The sequence below is a fragment of the Rhodococcus marinonascens NBRC 14363 genome (assembly GCF_001894885.1).
Classification (GTDB): domain Bacteria; phylum Actinomycetota; class Actinomycetes; order Mycobacteriales; family Mycobacteriaceae; genus Rhodococcus_F; species Rhodococcus_F marinonascens.
Window position 1 is genome coordinate 1 of the sequence record NZ_BCXB01000050.1, and the last position, 18,569, is coordinate 18,569.

Genomic DNA, 18,569 nt, shown 5'->3' on the forward strand with positions numbered 1-18,569 from the left:
GGGGTGATCGCCACCCCGTTCGGGGAGTCCCCGACCGTCACGGTATCGACCTCGGCGTTGGTGCCCGTGTCGATCACCGACACCGTGCCGTCGCCATCGTTGGTGACATAGACGAAGGACCCGTCCGGGGTGATCGCCACCCCGCGCGGGTTGTTCCCGACCGTCACGGTATCGACTTCGGTGTTGGTGCCGGTGTCGATCACCGACACCGTGCCGTCACCATCGTTGGGGACATAGACGAAGGACCCGTCCGGGGTGATCGCCACCCCTTCCGGGGATTCCCCGACCGGGACGGTGGCGATGACAGTATCCGCTGCCGCTGCCGCTGCCCCCACCCCGGCCATACCCAACACCATCGCGAAAACAGCTGTCACCCCGAGTATCAGACGTCGGGCGCGACCCCCGCCCGTGGGATACCCGCGGAAATTCCTGTGGTGATTCACATTTTTCTCCTGCCTCAGAGGAACAAAACGGATCAACCCTGCAGTGAGAATGTCCGGCCGAAGAATCCCGAACACCAGCCCAGGAGAGGCTAACAACCGAAATCCCGATGTCGACCCAGGACTCGCCGAAGCACTCACGGCCACTAGACCATTACGAGGCCTGATCGAGCACCCAGCACCCGTGCGGTGCCCCGCACATGTGCTGGGGTGGTCTGCCGCCTCTCCGGTGTGGGTGTCAGCTGAAGACGCTGCCCGCGCCCGAGCCGCTGCCCGTCAACGAGCCGAAGTCGAGGCACAACGAGCCGAGGCTACGACACCGTCGGTGCTCAGTCATCGCTGCGGGCGGGCACTCTGTGTTTCGTGTTCAGTCTTCGACAATGGCGGTGAGCAGTTCCGCGGGTACGGGCTGGAGTGGGAGGGCGGGCCACCCGGAGAACGAGCCGTCAGGTTTCGCGTGGGCCATCGGACCGGTTTCGCCGTCCAGGATCACCCGCAGGTGTGGCTCGAGGTGGTGGATCCACCAGGAGGACATTGCGGATGCCTTGTCGGAGACACGTGCTTCCTCCCACGCGTACCAAAGGGCTGTGAGTCGGCCGGCGACCTCGGGGTAGAGCCACCAGCGTTCGTCCCAGGCCAATCCGCCTTCGCCGCCTCCGGCACCCAAGCGGCGGCGGATGACCTGGGTGAAGAAGTCTTCGGCCCACTCGACGACGCTGCCGTACATCGGTTCGACCTTGCTGCCCTCGTCGTCTTCGCTGTCGGTGTCGATGTCGGCCACAGCGGATTCGTCGTCCTCGTCGGGGTCGAGGGTCGGGTCCTCGTCGCCGATGGTGGGGTCGTTCTCGTCGTCGTCGGCGGTGGGGTCGTAGTCATCCGGGTTCTGGTACCCGGTTTCGTCGGCGGTGTGCCAGGTGTTATCGACCGTGTCGAGCTCCATCAGTGTGTTCCTTCCGCGAAGAATTCGGAGTCGAAGATGTCGTCGAGGCTGCGGCCGGGAGCCGGTGCGGCGACCTGGTGGGTGGGGGCTGCGCCGGGCTTGTCGTCAGTGGGGGTGTCGATCCGGGGTATCGGGCCGGTGACGTCCTGCGCCGCCGATTGGTCGGAGATCCCGAGCGGGAGTGCTTTCTGCTCGATCCGGTCGGTGTCGGCGGCGCATTCGGTGAGTGACCGTGTGATGTCGTCGGCGAAGGGTGTATCGCCCCAGAAGTTTTTCCTGACCAGCAACGGTTTGGCCCCACCCATCGTGACGATCGCCCTCCGCTGTGGGAGTGCCTTGAGCTCGTCGACGGTGAGGATCTTCTCCCTCTGCCACGACGTGCTGACCGTGGATTGCCCACCGCCCAGGATGCCGTCGTCCCGGCTGCGGGATTCGGTTTGCACGTGGTGGTCACCGATCTCGTCGGACAGTGCGGCCAAAAATTCGCGGTCTTGGACGTTGCCGCCGTACCAGAGCATGTTGCAGGCATCGAGCATGACCGCGAAGTTCGTTTCGCCCCATACTTTCTTCGCTTGCGACGGCGACTGCAAGATGGTGATCAACACGATGCCGCGGGAGCCGAAGTGGGAGTACCAGTCGGGGAGTTGCTGCAATTTGCAGATGTTCGCGGCCTCGTCGAGGACCATGACCGCCGGGATCGGCAGGCGCCCACTGGTGTGCTGGGCACCGTATTCGAGGGCGGCGTCACCGATCGCCCCGACCAGTGCGGTGGTGATCGCCGATGCGGACCCGGGGCCGTTCTTGCTCATGGCGTAGACGGTGTCGGTGCTGCGGACGACCTGCTCGACGTCGAGTTCGGGCAGGTCGTGGACCTTGCGGCCCCGGGCGAGGGTGATACGGCCGTCGCCGCCGGTCCCGATCGTGTACCTGATGTTCGGCAGGACCGTTTCTTCGTAGCGGGGCTCGTCGATTGGTGCGAGGAACCGGCGGGCCATGTCGTAGAAGCCGTCGCGCTGTTTGGCGTTGACGTTCTGCTTGCCCTGCATCGTGGCCGCCAGGTCCGGGTACCCGTTCTGGGCCAGCACCTGGACGGGAATCTGGGACTGTGTTTCACGCAGCCAGTCCACGACATGACGCAGATCGCCGCCGACCAGCGCGGCAGCGAGGACATAAGACCCGAACAGGTCGCGGGCGGCACCGTCGAAGTAGGCGTCGACGCGGGCGTTGTCGTCGGTGGCGGCGGAGATGAAGTAGTCGCACACCACCCGCGCCGACGGGAGATCGTCGACACCGCGCAGCGGGTTGAACCAGAAACTCGGCCGCTCCCGCCGATCACCGGTGGTCACCCCTTGCAGGTCGAACAGCCACACCCGGCCCATCTGCTTACGCAGGTACAGGGTGTGGGTGTAGATGTCGGGTTTGTTGGAGGTTCCCAGGAGGAACCCGGGTGCGTAGCACATCGCCGGAATCGCCAGGGTCGCCGACTTTCCCATCCGCGAACCCGCGATCGCGATAGCCACCCACTCCCACGACATCCGCAGCTCGCGATTCCTTTTCACGGTGCGGCCCATGACGATGCCGGCGTGACCGGGATGGGTGTCACTGATCGCCGGGGCCAGGCGGCGGGTTTGGGTGGCCAGTGCCTTCGGGTCGGTGTGTTCGACGTCGCGGGGGTCGGTCATCGTGGCCGCGTACTGGTCGATCCGCTGCTCCGAGCGTTTCTCCTGGACTTTGGCGCTGCCGAGGGTCTTCTTCACCGCCCACAAAACGCCGATCGCGGCCGCGGCGAGGACGACGATTTCGGCGATGAGGACACCGGTCGCCGTCGAAGTCCACTCCCGCTTTCCGCGAAAGATCTCGAGTAGCAACCCGACCGGATGCCACACCGGGTCCTGGCCGGCGCCGAGGTTGTAGGCGAAAACCGGCAGGAAGGAGGCCGGGATCGCTGCCGCAAGCACTTTGAGGGCCTTCATATCCTTGTCCTCGCTGACCGGGGGACGCTGTTGCCGCATCTGAGACACGCTCGAACTCCTTACTGCTGGTATCGGAACCCGGTCAGCCGCCACCCGTCGTCGGTGCGGGTGGCGGTGGTGCGCCAGGTTTCGGGTGCACGCGGTGTGCTCGACCCGGCTGCGTGGAGCACCGTCTGTGTGCAGGTCACGTCGATGACGACGGTCCGCATTCCTTCCGGTGCGGCCGGGGTGCTGTCCGCCCTCGTGCACGAGGCGGACACAGCGGCACCGGACTCCCGCCACGCCAACCACTCCTGATCCGGTCGCAGCGTGGGCGCCGGGCCGGTGGCTTGGTCGACGGCGACCGCCAAATCCCCACCCAGCCACGGGCGGGCACGGCGCAGGGCGTCGGACTTGCTCTCGTCGACGGCGGGCTGCCACGACAGGATCGCCCCCATCGCGGTCGTAGCCGTGTCCTCGGCGCCCAGCTGCGTCGGATCCAGGGGGTCGATCCGAACATGATCGTCACTGCCCACATGCTCACTGCCGGTTTCCGGCGAAGAGCAGCCCGCCAACACCACCCCCACGGACAGGACACCTGAGATCAGGAGTCTCGTCGAAAAACGCATGGCAACCTTTCTGATCATTTGATTACTCTACTTGAAGAGGTCTCTATATCGAGATAGTTTGAGGAGTGTCAGTCATTGATGGCCCGGTACCGCACTTCATTCGTGAGGATCTTGTCCGCGTACGGGCGGGTCTGGGTGCGGTAGTCGGGGTGTCCGGTCGGGAAGCCCCCGGATTGCAGCACGGCGCCCTCACCGGGCGTTGTACCCGGCCAGATACAACTCGGTGGGGCCGTTCGGTGCGGTCACGGATCCGTCGGCGATCCAGGCGTCGACCTGGCCTGCGATCGAGCACATGTAGTGGCCCTGGGCGATCACGGCGTCTCCGATGCTGTTGATGTCGACAGTGCCGTCACCGTCGTAGTCGGCGCCGTAGCTGGCCCATGTTGCGGGCATGAACTGTGCGGGACCACCGGCACCGGCATAGGACACGGGGGCGTCGTCGCCGTACCGGAACCCGTTCTCCGCCTGGAGCTGCGCGGCCAGCAGCGAGGGGGTGATCTGCGGGCAGAGGCCGCCGGCCTGCGAAATCCACGGTGCGAACTCCGGTGGCACCGATCCTGCGGCGAGGGCATCGCCCACGCCCCCACCGGCGGTGGTGCAGTCCGCGGCCGCTCCGGCCGAGACCAGGGGTGCCTGCGCCAGATCGGCGACGTCGGGGTCGGACAGAGCGGGTGCGTCCGGTGCGTCCGGTGTCTGTCCGGGGGCGGGGGCTGTGTCGTACTGCGGTGTCGGATCCACCGCGGACCCGCCGACCCGCCCACCAGGCCACGTTTCCCAGTGCAGGTGAGGCCCGGTCGATTCACCCCGGTTACCGATCGTGGCGATCTGCTGACCGGCCCGCACCTGCTGGCCCACATCGACCAGGTAGGTGTCGATGTGACCGTAGACGGTGGAGAAAAGTTGACCGCCGAGGACGTGGTCGAGAACAACCCACTGGCCGAAGCCCGACGCCGGACCTGCATCGACGACAGTGCCGTCGGCGGCCGCGTAGATCGGTGTCCCGATCGGGCCGGCCAAGTCGATGCCCTGGTGCTCCTCGCCCCAGCGTTCGCCGAACCCGGAGGTGAAGCTCACCAGGGACGGATCGACCGGTTTGATGAACGAGCCCGGCGGGGCGAGCATGTCCCCGCCGATCGCGCCGCTGCCACTGCCGCCGGCGCAGTCCGTGGCCACGGCCCGGTCTTGTTCGTCCTGGAACAAGATGGCCAACAGGATGATCAGCGACATCGGGATGCCAACCGCCACGGCGAGGACGACGACCAGTAGTGAGCTGTTCTTCGATTCCATTACCGGGCCGAGCCCATCGAGCCCGGCCGGCCCAGCAGGCGCCGATTGAGTTCGGTGGCGGCCGCGAGATCGGCGCGCAGCCGGCTCACGACATCCCAGGACGGTTGGGGGCGCAGGCCCGACGCATTGACCCACGCGCGCACCGCGGTTGCGGACACGTCGAGCTGTGTGGCCACGGCGGCGCAGGCCGCGGTGAACGAGGTCCCGGCCTCGATGGACTTGATGGCGGTGGCCACCGCATCGTCCTTCGCCTGATCGTCGACGATGCGGTACCTGCGGCGAGTGCGGGGAGTGCTCATGCGGCGACCCCCGCATTCTCTCGATCCTTGGTGGCCGCATCCAACCGTTCATCGGTGTTGTGGATCCCGGATTCACGTTCGACCGGGGGAACCCACACCTTGAACGGTGTTCCGGGCCGGTTCCCCTCGCCGAGCTTGAGGAGGAACTGGCCGGTCCCGGCCGCCACCGGATCTGCGATGGTCTGCTGCTTCGATCCCGGCCCGACCCCGGCCTTCTCCGCGGCTTTGCGGCGCCGCGCGGTTTTCTGGTCGATCGGGGAATTCAGGTCGGCGTCGTTCGACCAGTTCGTGAGCATGGTTTTCTCGGTCTGAGAGAACTGAATGACCTTCTCGAGCCGCACCAGCTCCGCCTCGGGCACCGGGCCGACGATGCGGGCACGGGACCGTTCGAGCAGGCCCAGAGCACCGGCCTTGTCGAGCTCGGCGATCGAGTGGGTCACGAACGTGATCCCCACACCGAGCGCGCGCTGCAACCGCACCAGGGCGTCGATCCGGCCGACCATCATCTGCCCGCTCTGGAGCACCTGCCACAGCTCGTCCATCAGGACGTGGAAGGCCAGGTTCGGCCCCAGGCCGGCGTCCGCGAGGACGTGCGCGGCCTCGATCGCCGCGAATGCCTCGTTCCACCCGGTCAGCAGCACCGCGGACCGCATCATCGCGTCGTCCTGCGGGACACTGGACATGTCCAGGCACATCGACGGTGCGTTCACGTCGATCCGCACCGTCGAGGCCCCGTTGAAGACCTCACCGAAACGGCCCTTCACCAGCGCCCGCAGCGTCCGCCGCAGCCCCTTGATCGCGGCGAAGTACTCCGCGGCGTTTTCGGCGACCGCGTCCTCGAGCAGTTCCGGATTGCTCGAGGTCAACAGCTCGATCAGATCATCGAGGATCGCGGGCTGATCCAGTCCGAACCCGGCGCCACCGTCGGCGACCGGGGTGTAGAGCAGGCGAATCGCCGACGCGAGCAACGTCTGTTCGAAGTCCAGGAGTTCCCCGCGCCGCACGATCTCGCACAACGCGGCCACGATGTTGACCTGGCGGGCATGCAGGGCATACGACGTTTGCTGGCGCATCAGTGGATCGGTGAGCTGCTCGATCGCCGCACCGATCGGACCCGGATCGAGGGGGTTGAGCCGCCCGATACCGCCGTAGCCGACCTCGTTGACCTGACCTCCCACGGCCTCTGTCAGTTTCCGGCCGTCGGGTTTGACATCACCGGGCCACAGCACCCGGACACCCGCGGCGATGTCTCCGAGGGCGATGCGGCGCAGCAACGTCGACTTGCCGAACCCGTTGAGCGCGATGATGAAGCACGCGGGGGCGGTGATTGCTTTCGCTTCCTTCGCCGAGAGCGGGTCGAAGCACACCGGGGCGCCGGTCGCCAGATGCAGACCCAACGGTGTTCCCAGGAGCGGGGCATGAGCGCCGACGGACCACGGATACAGCCCGGCCACCTGCACGGTGGTGCCCCGGTACTCGGCCGGCGGCATCACGGTGCCCATTCGGCCCCCACCAGGCCCCGTGAACCCGCGTTCGTCGAGGTCGTGGACCGTACGGTCGGACCGGTCGGAGCGGGCACGCTCGTTCGCGGCGATCGTCGCCCGCCGGGCATACTGCCGTTTGACCAGGGACGAGAGCCACGCTTTGCGGATCTGGCCGGTCGCGGCTGCTTCCCTGGCCTCGAGAAGCGCCAGGTCGACGTCGGAGAGGACCCGGATCTTCGCCGCCGGGGGTGCGGACTTGGTCTTGTTCTTGGCCACGGTGTTCTCCTTAGCTGCTCAGGAACGAGGGGATCGACGTGTGCTCGGGCGGGATGACCCCGACACCGAGCGAGGACCAGAACGCGGGGGCCTGCCAGCAGAACGACCGGCGAAGCTGTAGCTGGCTCTGGAGGGAAAGATCCCGCACCAGCGCGTCGACGCGGGGAATGTCCGCGCTCCCGGCCGGCTGGGTGACGGTGATGAGAAGCCCGAATCGGGTCAGACCGTGTCCACGGGCGACTTCGGTGCGGCTCTGTTCCGTCGCAGCCACTTCCAGCTTGGCTTTCGCCGTCGCGATGCCCCGACCGGAACTGAGGGCTGCCAGCGCGTCGCGGTGGTCTTTGTTGACGAGGTCGGTGGCGTCGGCGGCCGTGTGCGGCCGGTAGATGATTGCCACCCTTTTGATCGGCAGCGCCGAGTTCGGGTCGAGGAGCCGTTTGAGGACGGTCTCGTGGATCGCGCTCTTGGGTGCCTGACGCATCTCCCAGGTCACCGAGATCGCCCCGTCGTGGACCAGGCGGTCCTTCTCCTCGATCTGGGTGCGCGGACCGCAGTCCGCCCACTCCAGGCCGGTGCCCTCACCGGAGAACAAGGCCCGTTCGATATTGACCAGCGACGACGGATCAACCGAGCGCCGCACCGTCCCCATGATCTCGTCGGCGCTCATCGGTGTAGCCGGAACACCAGCCCGGGCAGCAGCATTGGTGATGGCAGGCAGGCGGCGGGCGATTTCGACGGCCTGCTCGGACGGATCCTTCTTGCGTTCGGCGGTCTGAGCTTTGAACGTGATCGCGATCCGCGCACCGACACGGACACCACCGGTGGTCAACCCGGTCGCCAGCTGGTGCATCGCATCGCGGGCCAGCTGTGGGGCATCAGCTCGCACCTTCTGCGACACGGTTTCGTACAGTTCGACGCCCGTGTTCGGCAGGGTCTCGATCACCGCGACCAGCGCGACAATGTCCGAGGTCTCCCCCATCGCGGTCAGCATCTGCGACCAGTTGCCGACCGCCTGATCGAGCACGTCCTGATCGAAGTTCTCGCTGCCCTGCGGGTGCGCGTCGAGGACGATCGTGTATGCGTCGACCTGCGGCATGTGAATCATTCCGAAGGGCCGGTTGTGGGCGTCGATCCCTTCGTAGATCTCGGTGTCCGCCAACACCCCCGGCATCCGGTACCGCCCGCCGGGGATCCGCGAAAACGTCCCCGAACTGTAGATGTGCTCTCCGCGCTTGTGTGCCCGTCGCCACTGAACCATCAGAAGTGCCCTTTCATATCCGGATCGTCCGTCTCTTTCGATCACCAACGGCACGAAGGCAAGCGCGGTGAAAACGCCCAACACCATGGCCGGGAAGAATCCAATGACCAAACTCAGCAACACCAGGACAATGACTGCGCCGATGCCGAGCATCGTGGTCCCGAACGTCGCCCCCGCCATGCCCGTCGACCGGGGCCGACGCCAGTTGCCGTACATGCGGTACTCGGTGCTGCTACTCATCCCTCGAACCCCCCGTTGCTCGCCGGCATCGCCCCGACCATTCCGTCAGCAGATGCCTCGTGATCGCCTGACCCACCGGCGCCGCCTGGTGCGCCGCCCTGGCCGGATGGGGTGCCGTCCGCCCCGCCCGCCGCGTTTCCGCCGGATGGTGTGCCGTCCGCCCCGCCCGCGGCACCGCCCTGGCCGGCGGTGCCGAAACTTGCTGGTGCACTCGCCGACGCCCCGGTGGCCATGGACGAGGAACCGGCACCCATCGAGCTCATGCCCGACGTAGCCCCTGATGCCGCCCCGGCGCCGGCGGATGCGCCGCCGGTGGCGACCATGCCGCCGACCTTCGCACCGACCGCGGCCGCACCGGCGGCGGCAGCGACACCGCTGCCGCCGCCGCCGACCGCGCCGACGGCGGGGACGATCAACCGCATCAGCGATGGCAGGACCAGTGCCGCCGAGCACAGCAGGAGCGCCCCGACGACGGCGGTCAATGCGCCGCCGTTGTCGTCACTGGAGGGCGCGGACTGGAGGAACAGCATTGCGGCCACCCCGATCACGAACGATCCGACCGGCTTGAACAGCAGGAACGCGATGGTCCAGGCGATCATTTTTTCGTATGCCTGCGACCCGATTTTGGTGCCGCCTGCCGCACCGGCGATCGGGAGTGCGGCGGCGATGACGACGAGCAGCCCCATCCTCATCAGCAGCAGAAACGCCATCATCAAGCCGCCGAGGATGCCGATGATCCCGATCACGAAGAGCAGCGCGACACCGCCCGGGGTGGCGTAAAGCCCGATCTGGATCATCGCTTCCACCAGCGCATCCGGATCCGCCCCCACCGTGCCCTCGATGAACCAGCGAGACACGTTGTCCGAGAGCCGGGTGCCCAAAACGACGATGAACCCGATCGACCCGGACAGCACCGTCGCCCTCGCTAGCTGCTGAAAGCCTTCGGTGGAGACGTCACGAATGGCGCCTGACCGGGCCATCATCAACCGGATGCCGAGGAACATCAACGACACGGTCAAGAACGCGACCTGAAGCCAGTACGTGTACTGCGTGATTTCCCCGAGCGTGTTCATGAACGAGTTTTCGTCCTGGCCGGGAATCGTGATCCACCAGCCGAGAGCGAACTTGAGCACTGACACGCCGGCGTCACCGAAGCTCAACCCGACAGCCTCGAACGCCCCCGACGCCGCATTCTTGACATACGTTGCCGGGGCGTCGATCACGGCAGAAGCGACGTCACCGCAGCCCGGCGAATCGGCCCCGGCGTCGTTGGCGAATACATCAACGAGGAGACCGGCACCAGAGCTCACATTGAGGGCGCAGCCGGCGAGGCTCTCGATCAGGGAGGGGTCCTCGTCTTGCGTGCTCTCGACTACCGCGGGATCTTCCTGCGCCAGTGCGGAAGGGGCAGCGGTGATCAATGAAGCACACGACAACAGGCACACGAGTAGGAGACGTTTCCATCCTGCCGCGGTACGAGTCACCACCATGAGGTCCACCCGTCCGCGAAATCCTTAACAACCTCGGCGTCCGGGGTCTCCTCGGCGGGAATCTTGAGGACCCACCCGGTTCCCTCACGCCAGACCAGGTCGAACCACATATCGCGGTTCTGTGTGCGGCCGGACTTGAGGGCCACCGACGCCCCGAGATGTACTCGGGCCAGATCGTCGGTGTAGTTCACCTTGATCATCTGCAGGACACGGGCAGGGAAGCTGTCCGGCACAGCTCCCGGCTGGTCGGAGGAATTGCGTGCGAGGACGTTGGGGAGGACCTTGTGCGGGTCGTCGACCAGTCCCACATCCTGAATCATCCGGATCCGGTTGTTGCCGGTGGCGCGGTAGGCCGAGTAGTGCACGGCGGCCAATCCCGCGCCCTGCGGGGTGCGAGCGAAGCCGGTCGCCACCCCGGTGTCGGTGAACGCGGTGGGTCCGTCGGAGGTGGAGAACGGCAGGTACATGTTTCCGTGGACCTGTTGGAGCATGATTCCGGACGGGGCGGTTGTCGCCGCACGCCCCGTCGCCGGTGCGGATTGCTCGAGCAGCACACCGTTTTCGTTCAGGGGGGCGTAGACGACGCGGCCGTGCTCGTCGAAGAACGGATCCAGTTCGAACAGGACCGGATCGGATGCTGTAGTCGCATCCGATCCTTGATCACCGGCCGGGACGAGTGGCCCGTCGTCCCCGCGGAACGCGATGACAATGCTGACGATCAGCGCGGCGATGAGGATCACTCCGAGGATCGACCCACCCATCAGCAGCCGGGTGGCGTTGTCCCTACCGGATGCGACAGCCGATTCGACGGCCGGTGCCGGTGCCGGTGGTGGGGTGTCGGTGCGGGGTTCGCTCACTTGCGGGTTCCTTCCAGATCGACCATGTCCGCGGGAAGCTCCGCCAGTTCCGTTGCCCCGATCGCGGTCTCCGCGGTGGGGAGGTCGAGCTTCCAATCGGATTCCACCCAGACCACGGTGGTGCGTGTCGAGGCCAGGGACTCGTCCGGGAAACGCTGAACGATGTCGACGGCGGCCGCGGTGTCGTCGTAGCCGGCGAACGTGTAGCCGACGACGGCGGGAACGACGGCGTCGTCGACCGATCCGGTCGTGGTGATCAGGGCACGGTTCGCGGCGAACGCGTCGCGCCCCTCCCCCGACGCGGCGACGACGGAGAGCACCTTCGACCAGGACTGATCCGAGGCGGTGGCGAGCTGCACGGATTGACCGATCGCGGCGAGCGCCGCACCCTGCGGGGTGTGGGAGAACCCGGTCAGCGGCTCCCATAAACCGCTCTTGGGGCCGTCGGTCTTCCCGAGCGGCACCAGCACACCGTTCATGCTCGACCAGCTTTCGATCTCCGGGGCCGCGGTCAACGACACGGTGGGGGCATCGGCCGGGTCGTCGGATGATCCGCCGCACCCCGCCAACACCAGGGCCGCGGTAGCGACCGACATACACGCGAGTACACGCATTACTGCTCCTGCTCGAGTGGGGGAAATTTCTGTTCGATTTCGGTGACGAGGCTGGGGTTGTCCGGTGCGGGAACGGAGTTCTCGGGGATCCGGCCGGCGTCGATGAGAATCACCGCGGCGGTGATGGCTGCGCCGGACGCGAGGATCCACCCGAAGACGGCCGCGACGAACTCGGCCGACGTGGGCGACTCCAGACCGGCAGTGTGCTTGTGATCCCACGCCATCCGGGCGCCGACGAACATGATCTTCGCGACGCACACAGCCCCCGCGATGCCCGCGATCCAGCTCAACGCGAGGTTGATGTCGGAGGTGATGTAGTCGGGCAGCTCCACCGCCGCAAGCACCGCCGCCGGGCCGGCAACGGCCATCAGGCGGCGGTGACGGCGTTGAGGATCGTGGTCGCGGACCCGGCGATGATCGCACCCACCAGTGAGCCGATAAGCATGGTCACAGCACCGGACTCACCCCGTGACCACTTCTCCCAGGCGAATTTGCCGCCGGAGAAGATCACCGCAGCAACGCAGGCGAGGAGAACGAACCAGAGAAGCCAATTCAGCAGCCGCAAAATGCCGCTCGCGCCGGGCGGGAGTTCCGGGGTGACGTCGAATTCCACGGCGAGGATCGCGGTGTCAGCAATGGTGTGGAGCATGAGTGTCCTTTCGAAGGGGTTCAGTGCCCGGACCGCAGATGCGGCAGGGCACGCTGGATAGCAGTGACGATGCCGATACCGGCAGCGATCACATCGGTGGGAACCGCGGCGCGGGTTCCCTTGGTCTGTTCGGGCACACCGCCCTGCGGGTGCCACCGGGGAAGTGCGGGTAGGGCGGCGGCGGCGAGGAACTTGTGCCACTCGATACGCCAATGAGCCTCCGCAGCCGAGGTCACGACGTCGCGGTACTGGCGCACGCTCTTGTCGAGGGTCGGGGCGCCGGCGACGGTGATCAGCCCGAGAAGCTCACACTCGAGGCTGCGCTCGCGGTGCTCGGTGATCAGCGCGTGCGCCTTCCTCAGCCCGTCGGTGGTCTCCCGGGCGACCAGCAGCACGTAGGGGGATTCGTTCTCGACGTCGTTGCCGCACGGCCACTTCCGGTCGCTGTCCCCGACGAATCCGAGGTAGTGGGCCAGGGTGGACACCCCGGCGCCGCCGTGCGCGCCGAGGAGCCACACCGCCGGCCCCGGCCGGTCGACCGGGATCAGGGTGGGGTGAGTCATCCCGGCGCTCATGCCCTCGCCTCGGTTTCAGCGTCGAAGCGGTCGGCGGTGGGGGGCACGCGGGTGCCGAGGACGTCGAGGGCATCGGTCCAGGCGTCGAGGGTGGCCGCCGACAATCTGCGGTGGTCGAGGACCCCGGGGCGGGCCAGTTCGGGGTCGAAGGGAATTTCGACGAACCCGGCGACCCGAGGTGTCAACGCGTCCCGGATCGGTGCCAGATCGACCGGGGAGGTCGGCATCTGATGGGAGACGACGACAATCGTCTCTTCCAAGGTGTCCGCACCGTAGGTGGCGATCAGCCAGGTCATCGCCTCCCGCATGCGGCTCAGTGGCTCCGAGCGTGCCGGTGCGACGACGACGAGGACTGCCCCGGACTCGATCAGCGGTGCGAGTCGCTGTGAGCGAAGGGCGGTGCCGACGTCGTAGACGCGGGCACTGTTGCGGCTCTCGAGCAGCAGATCCACCATCGCCGGATCCGTGGGGCGGTCCTGGTGGGAGCTGCCGACGACGACCATCCCCGACGACGTTTCCGCCATCCGGGAGCTCAGGCCCTCGATCGACCGGGCCGGGTCGATAGCGCGGAACCGGCTGCGGGCAAGCAGGTTGCCGCCGTCGGTGGTCGAATCGACGGCGGTGACCTCTTCACCGGTACCGAGCCGCAAAGCCGTGGCCAGGCCGAAGGCGGTCGTGGTGGTCGATGCGCCACCGGAACCGGCGACGACCATTGCCGACACCTTTTCCGGGTCAGCGATCTTCGGGACCCGGCGGAGCGGGACGACGACGTTGTTCATCGGATCTCCTCGAGGGTGGCGATTTTCAGACCTGAATCTGTCTCGGCGAGCGTGATGCGCTGGGTGATGGTGGCCTCCGCACCGGCGTCGGTACGCAGGAGCAGCTCGACGTCGAACACGTTCGGGGCGGGGGTGGTCGCGATGGTCAGGCAATGCTCGGTGCCGGCGTCGGCGGCGGAATCAATCGACGCCTGGATCGGGCCGACCGGGTTGGGGGTCACATACATCGACGCCACCACCCCGGCATCGCGTTCGACGTAGTAGGCGTGATCGAAGGCTTGGATCAGCCCCGGACCGGTGGTCAGATCCCCCGGCCCGCGGCCGACGACCCTCCCCTCCGTCGACGAACTCTCACACCAGGGCGCCTCGGCCGCACCGGTGTCCGCGGCCGGTAGCGGCGGAACCGCGACATCACCGACGTCGGAAGAGGAACCGAGCACGACGACGGCGGCACCGACCGCGACCACCAGCACCGCCGCGGCGGCGGGGAGGACCCACCGATCCTTCTTGTCCGGCGCGGGGACACCGCCCGAGGAACGCTTCGGTGCTGCTTTCGGTGCCTTCGGTGCCTTCGGAGCTTTCGGTGCCTTCGGAGCTTTCGGTGCGGGCGCGTTCACGTCGGTAGATTCGCCGGCCCGCTCCGTGGTCGCCTTGACCGGGCGTCGGAGTGACGGCGCGGACAGCCCACGACGAACCGGCTCCGGGGCCGCGAGCGGACCGCGTGGGATGTGAGCACGAACCCAATCCGGGCCGTGCCCATACGGATCGGACTCGGCGGCCAGGTCACCGGAATCTGTCTCCACGGACTGAGACGGAGCGACGGTGTCCACCGGCGGGTTCGGATCGGAATCCGGACCGACGAAGTAGAAGATGGGCGGGACCTGTTCGGTCTCGGCGGAGCCACGGTCGTCGGCATCCACCGCGTCAGCTGGGGACTCCGGGTCCACCTGCACGGGCTCCACCTGCACGGGCTCCACCTGCACGACCGGGAGCACGACGCCGTCGCAGTGGCCCTCATCGACGGGGACGGTGTCGTAGTGATCCTGCAGCACAGGGAAGTCCGCATCACCGTTGCTTACGGCGGCGTTGCTGCCGTAATACTCGTCCACATCCGGGAACAGCTGGTCCGTGCGATTGTCCGTCGACATTGATCCTCCGAAGTTGGGAGGCGAGGGCAGGGAATCTTCCCTGCCCTCGCCAGTGGCTCACGCCTGGATGCCGGCACCGATCGCGTCGGCGACCATGCCCAGCGGCAGACCGGGAACGGCCGTGTTCGCCTGGAAATCGGTCACGGCCTGGTCGAAGGCGGCGACAGCTCCTTCACCACCGGGCAGCGAGGACACCGCATCGCGGACCTGCTGCGCGGCGACCGGGGCGGAGGCAACCATGTCGCGGACCGCGGTCGCGGCAGCGGCGCCGACCGGGTTGGCCTCCCACTGATCGAGGGTCGCCTCGGTCTGGGCGGTGATGGCGGCCTGGTCGATGCCCGGGATGACGGCCTCGAGCGGCTCACCCAGATCACCGGTGCCGTACACGGTGGCGGTGACGACACCGGCCGCACCGCCCGCGAGAGCCCCGCCCACCGCAGCCGGGATACCGGCGACCGCCGCGCCGATACCAGCACCCGCCGCGGTACCGACCACACCTGCCGGGATGACACCGAGCGGTGTGAGGACGGGACCGGCGAGGCCGACAGCGCTCGTGCCGCCGATCGTCCCGCCCACGAGACCACCGACGATGGCCGAGGGCACACCCGCCGCCGTCGCGGCGGCCACCGCTCCTGCTGCACCGCCACCGAGCTGCGCGGCCGACAGACGCTGCGCCTCATCGGCATCGAGCCCGGTCGAGCGCCAGAAGTCGGTGACCTGGGCCTCGACCACGGCAGTCTGACCATTCGTGCGGGCCGCGGTGTCCTCGCTGACCCAGTTCGGGCGATCGGCGACGTACCGGCCGATGCGGATCTTGTCCTCCGGAGCCTGAATCGGCGCGGTGAACTCCTCGAGCCGGGTCGGCAGGTGAAGCCGCGAATAATCGATCGGAGCAACATAACTGTCTGTGTCCGGGGCGACGTACTCGTTCGAGTCGTAGTTCCAGCCGGTGAGCGGCTTCGCTTCCTGCTGGTATTCGACCGGAACCGGAACCCAGGTCGGCAACGGCTCCGGTGTCGTGACCCCGCCCTGCGACGGCGGGGCGGGCGTGGTGACCCCGTCCTGTGCCGGAGCAGCGGAGGCGACACCGCCGCACGCGGCGACGATGACCGCCGCGGTGACTGCGGTGGTTCCTGCGGCCCGTATGGCTTTGGCCTGCTTGCGGTGCTTACCCATGTGTTTCCTTTCGGTGGATGAAGTAGTGGGTCAGAGGTTCTGTGACGGTTCCGTCGGCGCGGCGACGGATGTAGAGGGCGCCGGCGTAGAAGACGGTGTAGACGACGGCTGTGTGGAAGACGGCGTGGCAGACGTCGACGTGGTCGGGCGGGACGTGGCAGTCGCGGGTGTGGTCGAGCGCGTCGTCGTCGGGGCGGCGCTCTCGAGGTCCTCTGCGACCGCGGAGAACATTTTCGCCACGTACGCCGTCGGTGCCAGCCCGGTGGCGGTGGCCGCAGACGATCCGTAGGAGCTGTGCGACGCCTGAATATTCGAATATTTTGTCAACGCCGCCAGGTCGAACAAGTCCTTGTTCGCGGTGACCTCGTTCTTGACCAGGGTGAATGTCTGCCTGACCACGCGCTGGGTGGTGGCCGGGGGGATGAGGTTGACCACCGCGTGCACCGTCTTCGCCGCGATGATCGCGAACGCAGCAGCCGGATTGGCCAAGCCGACGGCCGCAACCGCGGCGATAGTCTCCGGGGTGATCACCTTCTTCGCAATCGAGACCACCGAATTCACGGCCACCAAACCGACTTTCATCAGCGCGGACAGCGCCTCCTGGCCGGTCGGCGGTGTCGCCCGAGGATCCGAGCTCTCAGCCAAGCGCTGCGACAACGTCTTCTTCGGCGAGATCGACAAATTCGCGAGCGAGTTCTTCGGGACCTGGATGTCCTCGTTGATCACATCGACCACGGTGTTGAACGCCGTCGATGCCAGGGAAAGGCCGATGGTCCGGACCGCGGTGAACGGATCGCCGCCGACCTCGGCCTGACCAGCGACGTTCGCCACCGCCCGGGCAAGCGGAGCGTCCGGAGGCGCATCGCAGGCGAGATCACCGGTCTGGCACCACATCGACACCCGGCCGGTCAGCGATCCGAAGCTGGTCGCGGTATCGGCTGCCGGACCGATACCGGCACCCGTCGGCGCCGTGACCGTCACCGCGGGAAGTGCTTTCACCGCAGCACCCGACGTTCCAGGGGCCGGAGAGGGAGCGGTCCGCCGCGAGCCTGGGAAGATGCCGGACCCTTCCGCGCGGGTCGGGGACGCAAACAACGCGGCCGAGGCAATGGACGCCGCCGGGACGCCGGAGACCTTGCCGCGCCCGACCCTCCCGAGGAAGTCCGACGCCGCGTGCGCGCCCTGGCTGTAGGCGACCACCGCGAGTTTCGTCGACGGGCACGAACTCAAAACCTTCTCCGCAGCAGCCTGCAAGTTCTCCTCAGCAGCCGAAACGGACACTGAGTACGACTCCTTACCGCCACCGGGAACCGCGCCCCCGAAAGCAGCCGGATACGGCACGTAGGCGCGGTCGACCTTCACCCCGAGCTGGCGTGCCTGATCGAGCAACGGCGACATGACATTCGAGAGCATCCCCGTATCGGCCTTGACCGGCGCATCGGGGGACGACTCGCCCGTACCCTGCGCCCCGAGGACGTACAAGCTGGGGCAGTCCTGCACCAACTGATCAAGCCAAGACGGTTGCGCGTGTGCCGGCACAACCCCCACGCTCAAGACCGCCGCCGTCGTTACCGCGCACGCCAGAGCGTTAGTAGTGAGCCGTCGGCTCCGGCGTGCACCATCTATCCGAACACTCGCAGTCATCGGATTCCTTCCCCCTTCGCCTGGTCCTTGGCGGGGCGAGTAACCCCAACTTGCGTGTGCCACCAAGTACATGCAAATAGTATAAGAGAAAGAAACGAAAAACAAACTAAAAACAATGTCAGTGGTTTTGGGCGGATGGAGTAGCGGGGAAGGCTTATGTTCAGCGAACACGCAGCTCGGTGCGTTGACCGTAGTCAAATACTCATGGAATTGCGCTGTAGAGTCAGCGAAATGAGGGAGAGCGAGTTGGTGCATTTCGGTGACCTGGTGGCCGACCGACGTAAGGAACTTGCTCTCACCCTCAAGCAGCTCTCTGAGACCGGCGGTCCCTCGGATGTCACGACCGGAAAGATCGAGCACGGTGCGATCGAGCAGCCAAGCGCTCGGACCCTGCGCCGCCTAGATGCCGGGCTTCGTTGGAAAGAGGGATCCGCAGCGAAGGCGCTCCGTGGTGGAAACCCCATACCGCTCGAGGATCTCCCCACGTCGACAACATCTGCCGGCGGTGGTGCTGTGGGCGCAGGTACGGACTCGGTCACCCTGTCCTTGGCGGTGGTCAGTGACCTCTCCAACATCGCCAAACGATACGAGGGGATAGCTGAGAGGCTCGGTCTGGACGAACTTGCAGCAGTCAACGCCGACTTGGACGTCTTGGTCGATCGAATCTTGCGATCTTGGGTGATATCTCAGCTCGAGATGAAGGCCGGAGCAGACAGAGACAAGAACGATTTCCTTGTTGAGATGCTCATAGGCGACTATCTGGATCGGAAGCCGGTACCGGCCGACAAGTCCGATGAACTCGATTTGCTGTATATGAGATGGCTGACAGGTC

18 protein-coding genes and 1 pseudogene are annotated in these 18,569 nt (G+C 66.7%); 1 reads left to right on the plus strand and 18 read right to left on the minus strand.

Annotation, left to right across the window (positions count from 1 at the left end; genetic code table 11):
* The 18 genes and pseudogenes from RM2_RS21130 to RM2_RS21215 all read right to left on the minus strand — a co-directional run.
* On the minus strand, positions 1-374 hold a 374-nt coding region (locus RM2_RS21130), incomplete at its 3' end, for a YncE family protein (RefSeq protein ID WP_245814078.1).
* Positions 375-807: 433 nt separating this feature from the next.
* The gene (locus tag RM2_RS21135) at positions 808-1,380 is read right to left on the minus strand and encodes a DUF4913 domain-containing protein (protein ID WP_084721927.1); all 573 of its coding nucleotides are present in this window, start codon (positions 1,378-1,380) and stop codon (positions 808-810) included.
* A complete protein-coding gene (locus RM2_RS21140; protein ID WP_245814080.1) occupies positions 1,380-3,392 on the minus strand; it encodes a type IV secretory system conjugative DNA transfer family protein in 2,013 nt (670 codons plus the stop codon). Before RM2_RS21140 ends, RM2_RS21135 begins: the two co-directional genes overlap by 1 nt.
* Before the next feature lie 20 nt (positions 3,393-3,412).
* Positions 3,413-3,979, minus strand: a complete 567-nt coding sequence (locus RM2_RS21145) for a hypothetical protein (RefSeq protein ID WP_245814079.1) — start codon at positions 3,977-3,979, stop codon at positions 3,413-3,415.
* 50 nt (positions 3,980-4,029) lie between these two features.
* Positions 4,030-5,248, minus strand: a pseudogene (locus RM2_RS21150) (peptidoglycan DD-metalloendopeptidase family protein).
* Positions 5,248-5,547 (minus strand): hypothetical protein, encoded by a 300-nt coding sequence (locus RM2_RS21155; RefSeq protein WP_072691476.1) that lies wholly within the window; start codon positions 5,545-5,547, stop codon positions 5,248-5,250. Before RM2_RS21155 ends, RM2_RS21150 begins: the two are co-directional and overlap by 1 nt.
* Positions 5,544-7,307, minus strand: coding sequence for a putative type IV secretion/conjugal transfer ATPase (locus RM2_RS21160; protein WP_072691477.1), 1,764 nt, complete (start codon positions 7,305-7,307; stop codon positions 5,544-5,546). Before RM2_RS21160 ends, RM2_RS21155 begins: the two co-directional genes overlap by 4 nt.
* Positions 7,308-7,317: 10 nt before the next feature.
* The gene (locus RM2_RS21165; protein ID WP_072691478.1) at positions 7,318-8,805 is read right to left on the minus strand and encodes an SCO6880 family protein; all 1,488 of its coding nucleotides are present in this window, start codon (positions 8,803-8,805) and stop codon (positions 7,318-7,320) included.
* The gene (locus RM2_RS21170) at positions 8,802-10,295 is read right to left on the minus strand and encodes a TrbL/VirB6 family protein (protein WP_072691492.1); all 1,494 of its coding nucleotides are present in this window, start codon (positions 10,293-10,295) and stop codon (positions 8,802-8,804) included. Before RM2_RS21170 ends, RM2_RS21165 begins: the two co-directional genes overlap by 4 nt.
* A complete protein-coding gene (locus tag RM2_RS21175; protein ID WP_072691479.1) occupies positions 10,286-11,152 on the minus strand; it encodes a DUF8175 domain-containg protein in 867 nt (288 codons plus the stop codon). Before RM2_RS21175 ends, RM2_RS21170 begins: the two co-directional genes overlap by 10 nt.
* Positions 11,149-11,766, minus strand: coding sequence for a DUF8175 domain-containg protein (locus tag RM2_RS21180; RefSeq protein ID WP_072691480.1), 618 nt, complete (start codon positions 11,764-11,766; stop codon positions 11,149-11,151). Before RM2_RS21180 ends, RM2_RS21175 begins: the two co-directional genes overlap by 4 nt.
* A complete protein-coding gene (locus RM2_RS21185; protein ID WP_072691481.1) occupies positions 11,766-12,134 on the minus strand; it encodes a hypothetical protein in 369 nt (122 codons plus the stop codon). The genes RM2_RS21180 and RM2_RS21185 overlap by 1 nt, the downstream gene beginning before the upstream one ends.
* Positions 12,134-12,415, minus strand: a complete 282-nt coding sequence (locus RM2_RS21190) for a hypothetical protein (RefSeq protein WP_072691482.1) — start codon at positions 12,413-12,415, stop codon at positions 12,134-12,136. The genes RM2_RS21185 and RM2_RS21190 overlap by 1 nt, the downstream gene beginning before the upstream one ends.
* 20 nt (positions 12,416-12,435) lie before the next feature.
* Positions 12,436-12,990, minus strand: a complete 555-nt coding sequence (locus RM2_RS21195; protein WP_072691483.1) for a hypothetical protein — start codon at positions 12,988-12,990, stop codon at positions 12,436-12,438.
* Complete coding sequence (locus tag RM2_RS21200) at positions 12,987-13,769, minus strand: hypothetical protein (RefSeq protein WP_072691484.1); 783 nt, start codon at positions 13,767-13,769, stop codon at positions 12,987-12,989. Before RM2_RS21200 ends, RM2_RS21195 begins: the two co-directional genes overlap by 4 nt.
* Entirely contained in the window at positions 13,766-14,917 is a 1,152-nt protein-coding gene (locus RM2_RS21205; protein WP_072691485.1) for a DUF8176 domain-containing protein, read from the minus strand. The genes RM2_RS21200 and RM2_RS21205 overlap by 4 nt, the downstream gene beginning before the upstream one ends.
* Before the next feature lie 57 nt (positions 14,918-14,974).
* A complete protein-coding gene (locus tag RM2_RS21210; protein ID WP_072691486.1) occupies positions 14,975-16,093 on the minus strand; it encodes an insoluble domain protein in 1,119 nt (372 codons plus the stop codon).
* Between the two features lie 30 nt (positions 16,094-16,123).
* Positions 16,124-17,737, minus strand: coding sequence for a cutinase family protein (locus RM2_RS21215; protein ID WP_072691487.1), 1,614 nt, complete (start codon positions 17,735-17,737; stop codon positions 16,124-16,126).
* A 231-nt stretch (positions 17,738-17,968) separates the two neighbouring features.
* Between RM2_RS21215 and RM2_RS21220 the strand changes: the two genes are divergently transcribed.
* Positions 17,969-18,569 (plus strand): helix-turn-helix domain-containing protein (locus RM2_RS21220; protein WP_072691488.1); only part of this gene is annotated, 601 nt, incomplete at its 3' end.

Excerpts from the sequence above, each read along its gene's own strand:
- RM2_RS21195 (WP_072691483.1), bottom strand. The coding sequence starts at position 12,990 with ATGAGCGCCGGGATGACTCACCCCACCCTGATCCCGGTCGACCGGCCG.
- RM2_RS21215 (WP_072691487.1), bottom strand. The coding sequence starts at position 17,737 with ATGACTGCGAGTGTTCGGATAGATGGTGCACGCCGGAGCCGACGGCTC.
- RM2_RS21210 (WP_072691486.1), bottom strand. The coding sequence starts at position 16,093 with ATGGGTAAGCACCGCAAGCAGGCCAAAGCCATACGGGCCGCAGGAACC.
- RM2_RS21140 (WP_245814080.1), bottom strand. The coding sequence starts at position 3,392 with ATGCGGCAACAGCGTCCCCCGGTCAGCGAGGACAAGGATATGAAGGCC.
- RM2_RS21185 (WP_072691481.1), bottom strand. The coding sequence starts at position 12,134 with ATGGCCGTTGCCGGCCCGGCGGCGGTGCTTGCGGCGGTGGAGCTGCCC.
- RM2_RS21165 (WP_072691478.1), bottom strand. The coding sequence starts at position 8,805 with ATGAGTAGCAGCACCGAGTACCGCATGTACGGCAACTGGCGTCGGCCC.
- RM2_RS21180 (WP_072691480.1), bottom strand. The coding sequence starts at position 11,766 with ATGCGTGTACTCGCGTGTATGTCGGTCGCTACCGCGGCCCTGGTGTTG.
- RM2_RS21190 (WP_072691482.1), bottom strand. The coding sequence starts at position 12,415 with ATGCTCCACACCATTGCTGACACCGCGATCCTCGCCGTGGAATTCGAC.
- RM2_RS21170 (WP_072691492.1), bottom strand. The coding sequence starts at position 10,295 with ATGGTGGTGACTCGTACCGCGGCAGGATGGAAACGTCTCCTACTCGTG.
- RM2_RS21200 (WP_072691484.1), bottom strand. The coding sequence starts at position 13,769 with ATGAACAACGTCGTCGTCCCGCTCCGCCGGGTCCCGAAGATCGCTGAC.
- RM2_RS21135 (WP_084721927.1), bottom strand. The coding sequence starts at position 1,380 with ATGGAGCTCGACACGGTCGATAACACCTGGCACACCGCCGACGAAACC.
- RM2_RS21145 (WP_245814079.1), bottom strand. The coding sequence starts at position 3,979 with ATGATCAGAAAGGTTGCCATGCGTTTTTCGACGAGACTCCTGATCTCA.
- RM2_RS21205 (WP_072691485.1), bottom strand. The coding sequence starts at position 14,917 with ATGTCGACGGACAATCGCACGGACCAGCTGTTCCCGGATGTGGACGAG.
- RM2_RS21155 (WP_072691476.1), bottom strand. The coding sequence starts at position 5,547 with ATGAGCACTCCCCGCACTCGCCGCAGGTACCGCATCGTCGACGATCAG.